The organism is Luteibacter sp. 621, assembly GCF_050435445.1.
Taxonomy (GTDB): domain Bacteria; phylum Pseudomonadota; class Gammaproteobacteria; order Xanthomonadales; family Rhodanobacteraceae; genus Luteibacter.
Genome location: NZ_JBNDKI010000019.1, coordinates 95,956 through 112,113 on the forward strand (window position 1 = coordinate 95,956; position 16,158 = coordinate 112,113).

At 66.0% G+C, this 16,158-nt stretch carries 11 protein-coding genes; 5 read left to right on the forward strand and 6 right to left on the reverse strand.

Features of this window, described 5'->3' with window-relative positions; all coding sequences use genetic code 11:
* The first annotated feature begins 39 nt into the window (after nucleotides 1-39).
* A complete protein-coding gene (locus tag ABIE56_RS18035) occupies nucleotides 40-1,782 on the forward strand; it encodes a diguanylate cyclase (protein ID WP_429245178.1) in 1,743 nt (580 codons plus the stop codon).
* 26 nt (nucleotides 1,783-1,808) lie between these two features.
* On the opposite strand, the gene ABIE56_RS18040 is transcribed toward ABIE56_RS18035, so the two are convergent.
* Nucleotides 1,809-3,128 carry an ATP-binding protein gene (locus tag ABIE56_RS18040; RefSeq protein ID WP_429245179.1) on the reverse strand — a complete coding sequence of 440 codons (1,320 nt, stop codon included), beginning with the start codon at nucleotides 3,126-3,128 and terminating at the stop codon, nucleotides 1,809-1,811.
* Nucleotides 3,125-3,853 (reverse strand): response regulator transcription factor, encoded by a 729-nt coding sequence (locus tag ABIE56_RS18045; protein WP_429245180.1) that lies wholly within the window; start codon nucleotides 3,851-3,853, stop codon nucleotides 3,125-3,127. Before ABIE56_RS18045 ends, ABIE56_RS18040 begins: the two co-directional genes overlap by 4 nt.
* 180 nt (nucleotides 3,854-4,033) lie before the next feature.
* Here ABIE56_RS18045 and ABIE56_RS18050 point away from each other — a divergent pair, with 180 nt between their 5' ends.
* From ABIE56_RS18050 to ABIE56_RS18065, 4 genes are read left to right on the forward strand one after another with little or no spacing between them, the layout of a single operon-like run.
* On the forward strand, nucleotides 4,034-5,260 hold the full coding sequence (locus ABIE56_RS18050; protein WP_429245181.1) for an MdtA/MuxA family multidrug efflux RND transporter periplasmic adaptor subunit: 1,227 nt from the start codon (nucleotides 4,034-4,036) through the stop codon (nucleotides 5,258-5,260).
* The gene (locus tag ABIE56_RS18055) at nucleotides 5,257-8,367 is read left to right on the forward strand and encodes an MdtB/MuxB family multidrug efflux RND transporter permease subunit (protein ID WP_429245182.1); all 3,111 of its coding nucleotides are present in this window, start codon (nucleotides 5,257-5,259) and stop codon (nucleotides 8,365-8,367) included. Before ABIE56_RS18050 ends, ABIE56_RS18055 begins: the two co-directional genes overlap by 4 nt.
* A complete protein-coding gene (locus tag ABIE56_RS18060; RefSeq protein WP_429245183.1) occupies nucleotides 8,364-11,627 on the forward strand; it encodes an efflux RND transporter permease subunit in 3,264 nt (1,087 codons plus the stop codon). The genes ABIE56_RS18055 and ABIE56_RS18060 overlap by 4 nt, the downstream gene beginning before the upstream one ends.
* A complete protein-coding gene (locus ABIE56_RS18065) occupies nucleotides 11,624-13,063 on the forward strand; it encodes an efflux transporter outer membrane subunit (RefSeq protein WP_429245184.1) in 1,440 nt (479 codons plus the stop codon). Before ABIE56_RS18060 ends, ABIE56_RS18065 begins: the two co-directional genes overlap by 4 nt.
* Here ABIE56_RS18065 and ABIE56_RS18070 read toward each other — a convergent pair.
* The 4 genes from ABIE56_RS18070 to ABIE56_RS18085 all read right to left on the reverse strand — a co-directional run bounded on the left by ABIE56_RS18070 (nucleotide 13,035) and on the right by ABIE56_RS18085 (nucleotide 15,917).
* Entirely contained in the window at nucleotides 13,035-13,745 is a 711-nt protein-coding gene (locus tag ABIE56_RS18070; protein ID WP_429245185.1) for a LytR/AlgR family response regulator transcription factor, read from the reverse strand. The two genes, ABIE56_RS18065 and ABIE56_RS18070, sit on opposite strands and share 29 nt — an antisense overlap.
* A complete protein-coding gene (locus ABIE56_RS18075; protein WP_429245186.1) occupies nucleotides 13,742-14,797 on the reverse strand; it encodes a sensor histidine kinase in 1,056 nt (351 codons plus the stop codon). Before ABIE56_RS18075 ends, ABIE56_RS18070 begins: the two co-directional genes overlap by 4 nt.
* Before the next feature lie 18 nt (nucleotides 14,798-14,815).
* Nucleotides 14,816-15,283, reverse strand: coding sequence for a nuclear transport factor 2 family protein (locus ABIE56_RS18080; protein ID WP_429245187.1), 468 nt, complete (start codon nucleotides 15,281-15,283; stop codon nucleotides 14,816-14,818).
* Nucleotides 15,284-15,437: 154 nt separating this feature from the next.
* Nucleotides 15,438-15,917, reverse strand: a complete 480-nt coding sequence (locus ABIE56_RS18085; protein ID WP_429245188.1) for a hypothetical protein — start codon at nucleotides 15,915-15,917, stop codon at nucleotides 15,438-15,440.
* Between the last annotated feature and the right edge of the window lie 241 nt (nucleotides 15,918-16,158).

The window sequence follows — 16,158 nt, forward strand, 5'->3', positions numbered from 1 at the left end:
CGCGCGCTGTTAAGCGCGCGCCCTCGCACGGACGTGTCGTTGCGTTATTTCCGCCGGTGGCTACCGGCGGTCGCCCTTGCCACGCTGGCGTTGTACGCCGGTGACGGACGCGCTCAGCTGCGCGCTGGCGAAAACCCCGAAGCGACACTCACGGTGGCCGACGCCACCAAGACCTCCGACCACCCGGCATTCGTGGCCACGCTGCTACGCCTTGCGCCCTCGCGGCAGCAGATGCCAGCGGCTGCCCAAATGCACCTGGCCTACCTGGAGGCATGGCAACTCGCGTACGCAGGTGACCACGCGCACGCCACGCCCGCGCTCGAGCGCATTGCGGATGGGGCGCCCGACGGGGTCCTGCGCCTGCGCGCCACGGCGACACTGGTCAATATCCTCGGCGTCGGCCGCCACTACCAGGATGCCTTCGTCCGCCTGGATGCCATGGTGGCCGCACTACCAGGTGTAGAGGACACGCACGCCCGTTACCAGGCGCTGGCCGAGGCGGCGCAACTGCTCATCATGGCCGGCCAGTACGACCTGGCGCGCGATTACGCATCACGCGCCATTGATATTGCCGACACGCCATCGAGCATCTGCAAGAGCAACGCCATCTACGTCCATGCGCTCTACCGCGGCGGCCGTATCGATGGCGACGATGCGCGGTTCACTCAATGGGTAGCCGAATGCCAGCACGCCGGCGAGATGATCGCGGCGAATGAGCTGCGCGCCGATATCGCCGATAGCGCCATCCAGCGCGGCCACCCCCTCACCGCCGTCGCCCTGCTCGATCATTACTACGACTCGGTGCGCCACGATGCACAGCCGATGCAGGTGTCGCAGTACGAATCGCTACTGGCGCGTGCGCAGTGGCAGGCCGGCAATGTCGCCCTGGCCGATCGCTACGCCCTGGCCGCCATTCGCTCCTCCATTGCGGGCGAGTTCTCGGATCCGTACGTATCGGCGACGGAGACGGCCTACCTTGTCGCGAAGAAGCGCGGCGACTGGCGGTCAGCCACCCTGTGGCTTGAACGGCACGCGGAAGCGGACAAAGCGCACCTCGACGATGTCGGCGCCCGTGCGCTGGCCTACCAGATGGTCAAGCAGGAGGTCGCCGCCAGCCGCACCGAGGCGGACACACTCGATAAGCAGAACCAGATCCTGCATCTGCAACGCGAGGCGGACAAGCGCGATGCGGAGACCAGCCGTCTTTATTTCCTGTTGTCACTCACGGTCACCGGCGGGATCATCCTCTGGCTAATCCGCACCCGCCGGTCGCAGCGCCGGTTCATGCGCATGGCCCGTCACGACAGCCTTACGGGCATCAGCAATCGCCAGCATTTCGTCGACCAGTGCACCACGGCGCTCGTCGACGGATCGCGCAGCGCAGAACCGATCGCACTCGTACTGTTCGACCTGGATCATTTCAAGCAGATCAACGATACCTACGGCCATGCGGAGGGCGACTGGGTGCTGCTTCGCGTGGCGGCCGAGTGCCGGGATTGCCTGGACGAGAGCGACGTATTCGGTCGCCTTGGCGGCGAGGAATTCGCCGTGCTGCTGCGCAACGCCACCGTGGAACAGGCACGCGAACGTGCGGAACGCATGCGCGTGGCGATCGGCGAGCCCTCCGGCGAACACCGCACCATCGTGCGTGCCACGGCAAGCTTTGGCGTCGCCAGTACGGCAAGCTTCGGCTACGACCTGGACCGCCTGCTGATGAAAGCGGATGAAGCGATGTATGCGGCGAAGGCCGCGGGGCGCGACTGTGTGGTGGTAGCGAGCTAATCACCCACCCGTGCGGGGGCGCGTTCCTACACGAGCCGGGGTAGCCTTACGGTAACGACAACACCGTCGCCTCCCGGCCGGTTGGCGATGTCCAGCGTGCCGCCGTGATCGGCGACGATATCGCGCACGATGGAAAGACCCAGGCCCACGCTGCCCGGGCGATCGTTGCGTGCGGTATCGAGCCGCACAAAGGGTTCGGTGATGTCGTCGAGCCGATCGACCGGAATCACGGCGCCATCGTTGCTGATGGCGATACGGATAAACCCGCCCTCCGCTTCGGCAGTCGCGCGCACCGCCGTGCCGTACTGCACGGCATTGTCGAGCAGGTTGGCCATGGCGCGCTGTACCGCGTTCGGGCGGCACGAGGCAACCGCCTCGTCCATGCCTTCATACGCTACGTCCGCGCCGCCATCCGCGTAGTCATCGCAAAGCGCCTGTAGCAGCGCGGCGACATCGACCGGCTCCCGCGGCTCCGCCTCGGAGGCATCGCGAAGGTACGCCAACGCCGAGTCGACCATCACGCGCATGTGCCCGACATCGCGGAGCAGCCGCCCGTGCAGCGGGCCCGGCTCAGCGGTCTGCAATACCAGCTGCATGCGGGTCAGCGGCGTCCGCAAGTCATGGCTCACGGCGGCGAGCATGCGCGTCCGGTCGTTCAATGCCCGGGTCACGCGCTCCTGCATGCGGTTGAAGGCCGTTGCCGCACGCTGGATTTCGAGCGGGCCTTCTTCGGCCAGCGGCTCCACGGCCATGTCGCGACCGAACGCATCCGCGCTATCGGAAAGCCGGCGCAAGGGGCGGATGACCCGCCATACCGCCCATGTGGACAGCGCCGCGACACCCACGCACAGGAACAACATGGCCCCGACGAACGGGAACGTCAGGTGCGGCTGCCGTGGCGATGCGCTATGCGTACGCATGGCCAGGGTCTGTTCGCCCATGCGCACGAGTACCTGCGTGGCGGTCTGCTCTGGTGCACCGCTGCATACGCGCACGGTCGCAGGCCCCATGCCCGGCGAAAGGCCTTCGTTGAGCACCGCCTCCAGTTCCCGCGTTTCGTTGCTCAGTTCATCGCACACCGGCGGCGCCACCAGCAGGCGCGCCTCGGTGAGCGGTGCATGCGGCGCGGCAAGGATCGCGGGGTAATCGCGCGCGGGTACATCGCGCAACGTATCCACCAGTGCTTCCACGCGGTACGCGGCTTGCCACGGCCATGGCGGTGCTGGTGGCACATGCGGGTACAGCAGCATGAGCAGCAAAAGGAACAGGCAGAACGTCGCCGCCGATGCGCTCGCCACGATCGCAAGGATCTGGCCGATCGTGGTGGAGAAGAAGCGGCGCATCATGCCTGCGCCACATCGGCGTGCAGCACGTAGCCGTCGGCGCGCACCGTGCGAATGGGGTTATCCAGCGGGTCGTTGGTGGCGAGCTTACGGCGCAGCCGGCTCACCAATAGGTCCACCGAGCGGGCCGAAATCGGAAACGCCTCGCCGCGGGTCAGTGCGATCAGTTCATCGCGTGACAACACCTGGCGCGGATGCTTGCACAGCGCCAGCAGCAAGTCGGTTTCCGTCCCGGTGAGCAGGATACGCACACCGGCGGCCGAGCGGACAAACCGGCGGTACGGGAAGAAGGAAAAGCCGGCGAAGCGAAGGACGACATCGCCATGGTCGGCCGTGGGTGCGCTGCCACCGGGAACATCGCCAGGGGAACGCCGCAGCATCGCGCGCACACGAGCGAGCAGCTCGCGCAGGTCGAAGGGTTTGGTGACGTAATCATCCGCGCCGATCTCAAGGCCGACTACCTTGTCGGTGGCTTCGCCCAACGCGGTCAACATGATGATGCGCGGGCCACCCTTCGCACGGATGCGCCGGCAGACCTCCAGGCCATCGATGCCTGGCAGCATCACATCGAGCAGCACCAGATCGATACCCGGGCTCTCCAGGTGGGCCATGGCCTGCTCGCCGCTTTCGGCCTCATCGACCACGTAGCCCTTGCCGCGCAGGAATTCCGCCAGCGTGCCACGGATCTCGGCGTCGTCTTCCACGAGGAGTAGGTGAGCTGCTTGCACGTCATGTCCAGCGAAGGTTCGGGCCATTCTGCGATAAGAGCACTCGCGAGACTACCGTTACCCGGCCACATGTCGAAACTGACACAGTGTGTCTTTTAGCATCAATATCAACAAGTTACATTGACGCACGAGCGCATGGGGCGCACCTTGCCGGCATCGTCCCCGTCCTGATGCCCCGCCATGCCCACGCCTGCCGTACCGCCCGCCGCCCCCGCCCGCCGCCCTCGCCGCCTATGGCCCTGGCTGCTGCTGGTCGTCGCCATCGTCGCCGTGATCATTGTGTGGCGCGTGCTGGGCGCCGCCGCTGGGCCCAAGGGCATGCGCCAGGCCAGCACGTCCGTGGGCGTGGCGAAGGCACGCGTAGGCGATATCCCGGTCACCCTGAATTCGCTGGGCACGGTCACCTCGCTCGCTACCGCGACGGTGAAGTCGCAGATCAACGGCTACCTCACGGATATCCCGTTCAAGGAGGGCCAGGTGGTGAAGAAGGGTGACGTGCTTGCCCAGGTCGATCCGCGGCCCTACGAGGTGGCACTGGCGCAGTACCAGGGCCAGCTGCAACGCGACCAGGCCCTGCTGGAGAACGCCCGGCTCGACTACAAGCGCTACCAGCAGCTCGCCGCGCAGGATTCGACCTCGAAACAGACCGTGGATACCGCGCTGGCCACGGTGCACCAGTACGAAGGCACGGTCCGCACCGACCAGGCCCAGGTGGATAGTGAGAAGCTCAACCTCACCTATGCGCGCATTGTCTCGCCGATCGACGGCCGGGTGGGCCTGCGCCAGGTGGACGTGGGCAACTACGTCACCTCGTCCGATACGGATGGCGTAGCCGTGGTGACCCAGACCGATCCCATCTCGGTTGTGTTCACGCTGCCCGAAGATGATCTCTCCCAGGTCCTGACACCGAGCGATGACGGCAACGCGCGCACGGTGACCGCGTGGGATCGTACGTTCACGAGCCAGCTTTCCAGCGGCACGCTCGACACCATCGATAACCAGGTCGATACCTCCACGGGCACCGTGAAGCTGCGCGCCATGTTCGCCAACCCCAAGGGCGCGCTGTTCCCCAACCAGTTCGTCAACGCCACCCTGCTCGTCCGCACGCTGCATAACGTGGTGACGATCCCCAGCACGGCGGTACAGACCGGTTCCCCCGGCACGTTCGTCTACCAGTTGAAGGATGACCACACGGTGGCGCTGCGCAAGGTTACGCTGGGCCCATCGGCCAACGGGCAGGTCGCGGTGACCGCTGGCCTGGCCGCGGGCGATACCGTGGTCGTCGACGGCGCGGACCACCTGAGCGACGGCGCCAAGGTGACCGTGCCGGGCAGCGGACAAGCGGCAGGCAGTGGCAAGGGTGCAGGCAAGGCCCACGAAAAGGCCAACGCCACGGCCGCCCCATGAATCCGTCCCGCCTCTTTATCCTCCGCCCGGTAGCGACCACGCTGCTGATGGCGGCACTGCTGGTCGTCGGCATCGTCGCGTACCGCTTCCTGCCCCTGTCGGCGCTGCCCTCGGTGGAATACGCCACCATCCAGGTACAGACCTTCTACCCCGGCGCCAGCCCGGATGTGATGACCTCGGCCGTCACCGCGCCGCTGGAAACCCAGCTCGGCACGATGGCTGGCCTGAAGCAGATGTCATCGAACTCATCGTCGGGCGCCTCGGTGGTCACGCTGCAGTTCGACATGGATGTATCGCTGGACCTGGCCGAACAGGAGGTACAGGCGGCGATCAATGCCGCGAGCAACCTGCTGCCCTCCGACCTGCCCGCCCCGCCGGTGTACGCCAAGGTAAACCCGGCCGATGCGCCGATCATGACCCTGGCGATCACGTCGCCCACCATGCCGCTCACGCAGGTACAGACGCTCACAGACCAGCGTATCGCCCAGAAGATCTCGCAGATGGCCGGCGTGGGCCTGGTCACGCTGAGCGGCGGCAACAAGCCCGCGATCCGCGTGCAGGCCAACATTCGTGCCATGTCCGCCTATGGGCTGAATATCGATGACCTGCGCACCACGCTGGACAACATCAACGTCAATACGCCGAAGGGATCGGTGGACGGTCCCTCGCGCGCCTACACCATCGATGCGAACGACCAGATCCAGGACCCGAACGACTACCTGGACACCGTGATCGCATACAAGAATGGCCGCCCGGTGCACCTGCGCGATGTCGCCACCGTGGTGCAGGGTGCCGAGAACGAGGAGTTGGGCGCGTGGATGAACACCACGCCGGCCATCATCCTCAATGTGCAGCGCCAGTCCGGCGCCAATGTGATCAAGGTGGTCGATGCGATCAAGGCCTCCCTGCCGCAGTGGGAAGCCAGCTTGCCATCGTCCGTGCACGTGGCCGTGCTCACCGACCGCACCAACACCATTCGCGCCTCGGTCGAGGATGTGGAGTTCGAGCTGGCGCTGGCCGTAGGCCTGGTCGTCATGGTGATCTTCCTGTTCCTGCGCAACGTACGCGCCACGATCATTCCCAGCCTTTCCGTCCCGCTCTCGCTCGTGGGTACGTTCGCCGCGATGTACCTGTGGGGTTTCAGCCTGGATAACCTCTCCCTGATGGCACTCACCATTGCCACGGGCTTCGTCGTCGACGATGCCATCGTGGTGATCGAGAACATCAGCCGCTATATCGAACAGGGCATGCGCCCCATGGAAGCGGCGCTGAAGGGCGCCGGCGAGATCGGCTTCACGATCATCTCGCTGACCATCTCGTTGCTGGCCGTGCTGATCCCGCTGTTCTTCATGAGCGATGTGATCGGCCGGTTGTTCTTCGAGTTCGCCGTGACCCTGGCGGTCACCATCGTGATCTCCGCCGTGGTCTCGCTCACCCTGGTGCCGATGCTTTGCGCGCGCCTGCTCCGCCACCACCCGGCGCCGCAGGCTGTCGAAGCGGCGCCAGAGAAGACAAGCTGGTTCGATCGCATCGTCCATGGCTACGACCGCCTGCTTACCATCGCGCTGGACCACATGTGGGTCACCCTTGGCGTGGCGATTGGCTCGGTGCTGATCACGGCCATGCTCTACCTGGTGGTACCCAAGGGCTTCTTCCCCAGCCAGGATACGGGTGTCATCCAGGGCATCACCCAGGCTGACCAGTCCATTTCGTATGCCGACATGCGCAAGCGTCAGGTCGCGCTGGCCGAGGCCGTGCTGAAGGATCCCGACGTCGTCAGCCTCTCGTCGTTCATTGGCGTGGATGGCACCAACGCCACGCTGAACTCCGGCCGCTTCCAGATCAACCTGAAGCCGAAGGACGAGCGCAGTGCACCGATCGACGACGTGATCCGCCGCCTGCAGGACGAGACCCGTGATGTCACCGGCATCACCCTGTACATGCAGCCGGTGCAGGACCTCACCGTGGATACCCAGGTGAGCGCCACGCAGTACCAGTTCATCCTGTCCAACCCGACCCAGTCCGAACTCTCCACCTGGACCCCAAAACTGCTGGCCGAACTGCGCAAATCCGACGTGCTCACCGATGTGACCGCCGACCTGAAGGACAACGGCCTCGCGGCCACCGTGCAGGTGGACCGTGCCAGCGCCGCACGTTTCGGTATCACGCTGGCGACCATCGATAACGCGCTTTACGACAACTTCGGCCAGCGCATCGTCAGCACCGTGTTCACCCAGTCGAGCCAGATGCGTGTGATCCTGCAGATGGACCCGGCCGGCAACCGCGGGCTGAAGACGCTGGATTCAATCTACCTGCCCTCGTCGACGTCGGACACCGGCCAGGTGCCGCTCTCGGCCATCGCCAAGGTCGTGGTCGATCACAAGCCGATCCAGGTCGGCCACCTCGCCCAGTTCCCGGCCACCACCATCTCGTTCAACCTGGCCCCCGGTGCCTCGCTGGGCAGCGCGGCGGATGCCGTGCGCGATGCGCAGAAGGCGATCGCGTTGCCAGATAGCTTCGGCCTGAACTTCCAGGGTGCGCTCGACGCGTTCCAGTCGTCGCTGGCCAACGAGCTATGGCTGGTGCTGGCGGCCGTGCTGGTGATGTACGTGGTACTGGGCGTGCTCTACGAGAGCTTCATTCACCCGCTCACCATCCTCTCCACCCTGCCCTCCGCGGGCATCGGCGCCCTGCTGGCCATGGAAGTGACCGGCTCGGGCCTGGATATCATCGGCATCATCGGCCTGGTGCTGTTGATCGGCATCGTGAAGAAGAACGCGATCATGATGATCGACTTCGCGCTCAGCGCCGAGCGTGAAGAAGGCTTGCCGCCGCGCGAGGCGATCCATAAAGCCTGCCTGCTGCGCCTGCGCCCCATCCTGATGACCACCATGGCGGCGCTGATTTCCGCCGTGCCGCTCGCCCTGGGCACCGGCAGCGGCTCCGAGCTGCGCCACCCGCTGGGCGTGGCCATGATCGGCGGCCTGCTGGTGAGCCAGCTGCTTACGCTGTTCACCACGCCGGCGGTGTACCTGGCCCTGGACCTGGGTGCGCGCAAGCTGCGTGAGCGCGGCTACGTGCTCGATCCAGCCGAGGGTGGCGCATGAACCTCAGCGTCCCCTTCATCCGCCGCCCGGTTGGCACGCTGCTACTGACTGCGGCCATCGCGGTCGCCGGCGCCATCGCGTTCCGTTTCCTGCCGGTCGCGCCGCTGCCGAACGTCGATTACCCGACCATCCGCGTGCAGGCCCAGATGGCCGGTGCAAGCGCGGAAACCATGGCAGCGACCGTGGCCGCGCCGCTGGAGCGCCGGCTGGGCCAGATCGCTGACGTGACCGAGATGACCTCAACCAGCAGCACGGGTACGTCGAGCATCATCATGCAGTTCGGGCTGGATCGCGATATTGAAGGCGCCGCACGGGATGTGGAAGCCGCGATCAACGGTGCGCGCGCCGACCTGCCGGCCTCGCTGCGCTCCAACCCAACCTACCGCAAATTCAATCCGGCCGATGCGCCGATCATGATCCTGTCCATGACGTCGAAGAACCTGACGGCGGGGCAGTTGTACGACCAGGCCTCGAACATCCTGCAGCAACGGCTGCTGCAGGTGCAGGGCGTTGGCAACGTGGACCTCAACGGCGGCTCGCTGCCAGCCGTGCGCGTGGAACTCAACCCCGGCAAGGTGTTCAAGTACGGGCTTGGGCTCGAGGACGTGCGTGCGGCCCTCTCCGCAGCCAACGCCAACAGCGCCAAAGGCGTGGTGAATGATGGCACGCTGCGCTACCAGCTCTACGCCAACGACCAGGCAACGGAAGCGAAGGATTACCGCGACCTGGTGATTGCGTGGCGCGATGGCCGGCCGGTGCACCTGTCCGATGTCGCCGATGTGGATGACTCCGTGGAGAGCCTGCGCAACGAAGGCCTCGTCAACGGCGAGCACGGCATCCTGCTGTTTATCTTCAAGCAGCCCGGCGGCAACATCGTCGATACCGTGGACCATATCCGCGCAGTGCTTCCGCAGCTTGAAGCGGCGCTTCCGCAGGGGACCAAGCTCGCCATATCCAGCGACCGCAGCAGCACCATTCGTGCTTCGCTGTCGCACACCGAGCTGACCCTGATCGTCGCCGTGGTGCTCGTCGTGCTGGTGGTGCTCGCGTTCCTGCGCGACTGGCGCTCCACCATCATTCCCGCCGTGGCCGTGCCGGTCTCCATCCTCGGCACGTTCGGCATCATGCGCCTGTGCGGTTACACACTGGATAACCTCTCGCTCATGGCACTCACCATCGCCACGGGCTTCGTGGTGGATGATGCGATCGTCGTGCTGGAGAACATCACCCGGCACCGCGAGGCCGGCATGCCCCGCGTCCAGGCGGCGCTGAAGGGTGCCAGCGAGGTCGGCTTCACGGTGTTGTCGATGAGCCTGTCGCTGGTCGCGGTGTTCCTGCCGATCGTGCTTCTGGGCGATATCGTGGGCCGTCTTTTCCGCGAGTTTGCCATGGTGCTGACGGTGGCGATCGGCCTTTCGCTGGTGCTGGCGCTGACCACAACGCCCATGCTCTGCTCGCTGATGCTGCGCGATCGCCCGCATCGCGAGCCCGGCCGCGTTTCGCGCTGGGTAGGCGGTGCCATCGACAAGGTATTCGAGCTCTACCGGCGTACCCTGCACCGCGCACTCGCGCACCCGTTCCCGGTGCTGATGACCTTCTTCCTCACCATCGCCGCCTCGGTGGCCATGTTCATCGTGGTGCCGAAGACCCTGTTCCCGCAGCAGGATACCGGCGTGATGATGGGTGGCATCCGCGCGGACGAGAGCACGTCGTTCCAGGCCATGCGCAAGAAGCTCATGCAGGCCCAGGCGATTGTCCAGGCCGATCCTGCGGTGCAGAACGTGCTGGGCTTCACCGGCGGCCGTGGCACCAGCACGGCCAACGTCAACGTGACGCTCAAGCCGCTGGACGAGCGCAATGCCTCGGCGTTCGAGGTGATGGCGCGCCTGCGGCCCAAGCTGGCGAAGATTCCGGGCGCCACGCTGATGATGTTCCCGATGCAGGACCTTTCCATCGGTGGCCGGCAGAGCTTCGCGCAGTTCCAGTACACCCTGCAGTCCGATGACAGCACGCTACTGCGCACCTGGTCGCAGAAGCTGCTTGATGAGCTCAAGAAGAACAAACTCCTGGTGGATGTCAGCTCCGACCAGCAGACCGGCGGCCTGGAAACCAGGCTGGAGCTGGACCGCCCGACCATCGCACGCCTTGGCCTTACCCCCGACATCATCGATGCCACCCTCTACGACGCGTTCGGTGAGCGCACGGTATCCACCATCTACAAGGCGCAGAACCAGTACCACGTGGTGATGGAGCTGGCCCCAAAGTACCTGCAGGATCCGTCATCGGTGCGCGGCGTGTACATCAGCAGTTCGGGCGAGGCTGCCAGCGGTACGTCGTCCACCAACGCCACGTCCAATACGGTGAGCTCCGCGACGCGCACGACCACCACGAGCGCATCGGTGACCAACGCTGCCACGAATAGCATCTCAACCAGCGGCGGCACATCCAGCGGGGCGGCCGTGAGCACCGGTGCCAGCACCATGGTGCCGCTGACTGCGTTTGCCCGGCTCACCGACGCGAAGACCCCAGTGCAGGTGAACCACCAGGGACAGGCGGTCGCCGCGACGCTATCGTTCAACCTGGCGCCCGGCGCGAACCTGGAAGATGCGACCGCGGCGATCGAGAAGGCGACGCAGGATATCCGCATGCCCGTCTCCATCCACGGCTCGTTCAGTGGCACCGCGGGACGTTCGCAATCGATTATCGCCACCATGCCGTTGCTCATCGGCGCGGCGTTGCTTGCGGTCTATGCGGTGCTCGGCGTGCTGTACGAAAGCTACGTCCACCCGCTCACGATCCTCTCCACACTGCCATCGGCCGGCGTCGGCGCCGTGCTTGCGCTGCTGCTGACCAACACGGAGTTCAGCGTGATCGCACTCATTGGTGTGTTCCTGCTGATCGGTATCGTGAAGAAGAACGCCATCATGATGGTGGACTTCGCCCTGGATGCCGAACGCAACGAAGGCCTCGCTCCCCTGGAAGCGATCGAGAAGGCCTGCCTGCTGCGCTTTCGCCCCATCCTGATGACCACCTGCGCCGCGTTGCTCGGCGCCCTGCCGCTGGTGCTCGACCATGGCATGGGCGCGGAACTGCGCCGGCCGCTGGGCATCTCGATCATCGGCGGCCTGGTGGTGAGCCAATTGCTCACCCTGTACACCACGCCCGTCATCTACCTGTATATCGACCGCGCCCGCCACCGCTCCAAGGGCTTCTGGCACCGGGTTTTCCCGGGCACGGCCCTGCCGGAAACTACCGCATGAACACTTTTATCCGCACCTTCTCCCTTGCCGCAGCCACTGCGGCCCTGGCGGCCTGCGCCGTGGGGCCCGACTACGTGCGCCCTTCGGCGCCCACGCCGGTTGCCTTCAAGGAGGCCCCGCAGGGCTGGCAGGCAGCGCAACCAGGCGACGGGGTATCCCGCGGCGCCTGGTGGTCCGCATACGGCGACAAGGACCTGGACGACCTTGTGGCCCAGGTGGCCGTGAACAACCAGAACCTCAAGGCCTATGAGGCCGCGTATCGCCAGGCGACGGCGGTGGTCGCCGAAGCGCGATCCGGCTATTCACCGACCGTGGCGCTGGCCCCGACGGCGACCCGGCAGCGATCCAGCAGCACGACCGGTTCCACGAGCACGCGCTCATCGCGCTCGGTCGAGCTGAGCGGCTCATGGGAACCCGACCTGTGGGGCAAGGTGCGCCGGCAGGTGGAGAGCGATAAGGCGGCGGCGCAGGCGAGCGCCGCGGAGCTCGCTGATCTCACGCTTTCCGCCCAGGCCGAGCTGGTCACCGATTACATGGAACTGCGCTACCAGGACTCCCTGGCGCAGTTGCTCGATGAAACCACGAAGGCCTACGAGCGCAGCCTCAAGATTACCCAGAACCAGTACACGGCGGGCACTGTATCGCGTGCTGACGTGATCACGGCACAGACGCAACTGGCCACGGCGCGTGCTTCGGCCATCGCCACCGGGCAGTTGCGCGCGCAGTACGAGCACGCCATCGCGTTGCTGGTCGGCAAGCCGCCGTCGGATGTCTCCATCGCCGTGCGGCCACTGGAGATCACCCTGCCGGAGGTGCCCGGCATCGTGCCATCCACCCTGCTCCAGCGCCGTCCCGATATCGCCGAAGCCGAACGCACCATGCAGCAACAGAACGCGTTGATCGGCGTCGCCCAGGCGGCGTGGTATCCGACGCTAAGCCTGACCGGCGAGGCCGGCTACTCGGGCCTTGGCAAGCTGTTCAGCGCAGGCAATGCGATCTGGTCGCTGGCGGCATCGGCAAGCGAGACGCTGATCGATGGTGGCGCGCGTTCGGCACAGGTGGCCGAGGCACGCGCCTCGTATGACCAGAGTGTGGCCAACTACCGGCAGACGGTGCTCGCCGCGTTCCAGGACGTAGAGGATGAGCTTTCGTCGATCCGCGTCCTGGGCAACCAGGCCGTTGCCCAGGATGACGCGTTACGCCTGGCCCGGCAGGCCGAGACCGTCGCCCGCAACGAATACCAGGCCGGTACGGTGGATTACACGACGGTGGTGACGGCGCAGGCCACCGCGCTATCGAACGCACAGGCGTCGCTGCAGGTCCGTCGCGACCGCCTGCTGGCCAGCGCCAGCCTGATCCGTGCACTGGGTGGCGGCTGGACTGATTCGGACCTGCCGCTGGCCGACGCTAAGCCACGCGATGCAGCGCAGCCATGAGCGCATCGATGTAGGTACGGCTCGCCCTGAGCGTCGTGCCGTCGCGCAGGCGAAGCACGGCATCGCGGTTGGGGCGAGGTAACATCTCGGCGATCTGGTCCACGCGGACGATCGCCGAGCGATGCACGCGCAGGAAGCGCGCGGGGTCCAGCTTGCGTGACAGCTCTTGCAGCGATTCGCGCAGCAGGTGGCGCTGGCCATCCGCGTGCAGCGCCGCGTAGTCGCCATCGGCCTCGATCCAGGTCACCGCGCTCACCTCCACGAAGGAAAGGCGCGCGCCAATGCGGATGGCGAAGCGCTCGGCCGGCGCAGGCCGCGCTTCGCTACCCAGCTTTCGGCGAACGCGTTCCAGCGCTTCGGCAAAGCGCTCGTCATCGATGGGTTTCAACAGGTAATCGACTGCCTCGAGTTCGAACGCCCGGATGGCGAACGTGTCGTGCGCCGTCAACAAGACCGCCAACGGGCGTTCGTCACGAGGAATGGCGGCAAGCCCGTCGAGGCCATTGAGCCCGGGCATCTGCACATCAACGATGGCGACATCGACCCGGTCGCGGCGCAATGCGGCCAGCCCGTGCCCGTCCGAGCATTCATCGACCACGGTGACATCGGGCTCGACACGCAGGCGCGCAAGCACGCCGCTGCGAGCCAGCGGCTCGTCATCGACCACGGCGACGCGGATCACGCCGCCGCCTCCGTTAGCGTTGTGGCGACCACCCATGGGAGGGTGATCCGCACCCGCCAGCGGCCACTCTCAGGGCCAACGACGATGTGGTGGTTGTCCGGATAAAGCGCTTCGAGCCGGGCACGCACGTTCGCCAGTCCAACTCCCATCGCGCCCTCCGTGACGTCGACCGCATCGTTGGCCACGCTCACTCGCAGTTCATGGCCATCGCCTTCGAAGCGGATGGCGATCGTACCGGGTACCGTGCGCGGCGCAATGCCATGGCGCACCGCATTTTCGACCAGCGGCTGCAGCAACAGATAGGGCACGCGCGCCTCGAGCGTACCTGGCGCCGTATAGGTCTCGATGTGCAGGCGTTCACCAAGGCGCGCCTTCTCGATATCCAGATACGCGGCTGTCAGGGCAATCTCGTCCGCCACGGTGTGCTCGTGGCCTGGCGTCTCCTCCAGCGTCGTACGCAGGAAGTCACCCAGCCGGGCGATCATCCGCGTCGCGTCGCGTGGCCGGTCGTCGCGCACCAGGGCCGAGATGGCATTGAGTGTGTTGAACAGGAAGTGCGGCTGAAGTTGATAACGCAGGGCGCGTAATTCCGCATCGCGCGCTGCCTGGGCGGCCCGTTGAAGCCGTTCGCCTTCAAGGGCCAGCGCGGCCCGGTGCAGCACGATCGCCTGGAAGCCGCAAAAGGCAATAAGCGCCAGCCAGCACCCATCAAGGCCACCGAAGATCCAGGCGGCACCGGCCTGCGCCCGCATTTTCTCGCTGGCAATGAAGGTCAGGGCCAGCAGCGCGTTACCGACGGACATGGCGTACGTCACCGGCAGGAGTACGCCCGCCATCGCCCACCAGCCGGCACCGCGCCGCCACAGCCAGCGTTGCAACCAGCCCAGCGGCACGATCCAGAACAAGTAAGCCACCGCGTAGAACATTCGAAACGCGAGCACGCGTTCGTCGGCCAGCGCAGGGAGGCTCATCACCATCATGCAGCCCAGGATAGGCAAGCCCGCGACCCACGCCATGGCCGGCGACAGCGTGACGCTGCGATCTACGCGCATGGCTACCTCGCTCGCCCTTCAGAAGTTCGACGAGTAAAGCATGGCCGCGATCTTCCAGCCATCATCGGTGCGGACCATCTGCCAGGTCTCGGCGCCGCGGTTCTGCACCTTTCCATCGAGCAGGAACTCGAAATCGAAGTACACGATGCCCACGGCGCCATCGGTTTCGATCCGGACATCGTGGAAGCGCTCCTCCAGGGCGTTCTTGCTGTTGCTCACGAAGTCGGCGAACTTGCCGGGTGTACTCGTGTGGTAGCGCGGGGCATCCGGCTTTTTGGCGTGCACGGTCTTCAAGCCCTCGGGACCGAGCGCCTCGACCCAGGATGATTCGGGGATGAATAGCGAGCCGAGCGTCTTGCCGTCGTGCGCCTTGAGCGCGCCCTGGAACTGGCTCACCACCTTTTCGATATCAGCCTTCGGGGTATCCGCGGCAAAGGCCGGGCTGGCAGCCAGGGTGAGGGCGACAATGAGTGGCAGGGTCTTCATGCGGTGGGGCTCCTGTGGGGTGGAGCGAGAAGACCACCCGCAAGACATCGCCGCCAGAGGTCTGGCGGCGAGCCGTTGGATCTGAGCGCCGGGGCGTTTCACAACGGGCCGGACCCATCGGAGCATCCCCGGGAGCACCGGGGCAGAACGCCGTTTAGTTGAGGCAGCCCGGCAGGCCGTCGTAGACCGAAACGTGGGTCATCGGCAGCTTGGCGTGGAGCGGGTCCTCGCCCTTGGTCAGTTCGTAGAACGATTCCACCGGGGTGTCCTTCGCGAGCAGCAGCTTGCACTTGAAGGTCTTGGCGGTGACCTGCACCGCGCCGGATTTCGGGTTCACGCTGGCGTGGCTGCCGGCGAAAGACCACAGGCACTGCTTCAGCGTGCCCTTGGTCGAGTCGACCGAGCAGCGCAGTTGTAGCGGGCGGAGGTTGGCGTAGTCGCCTTCGCAGAAGGTATCGCCGCAGACCTTGGCGAAACCGGCGTTAAGGCGCGCCTCGGCTTCGAAGAAGCGATCCATGCCGGCCTCGGAAGCGGGCCAGTCAGTCGCATCGACGTAGCGGTTGGCGGGGACATCGGCGGCGAAGGCCGAGACGGACGCGCTGAGGAACAGTACAGCGAGGGTAGTGCGAAGCATCGTGATGGCTCCGTGATTGAGGAGCCTTCATTTCAGCCATTTGGCCGGGGCGGGTATGCCGGTGTGGCGCCGCCCGTCGCGTAGCGTTGTGGCGCATGTCCTTGTAGGAGCGGGGGTGGGCGCGCGCGCGCCCCCCCCCCCCCCCCCCCCCGCGCCCCCGCCCCCCCGGCGGGGGCGGCCCCCCAGGTGGGGGGGGTTCAGACCCCCCTGGTTGCGGGCGGGGTCACGGGGGTTGACACGG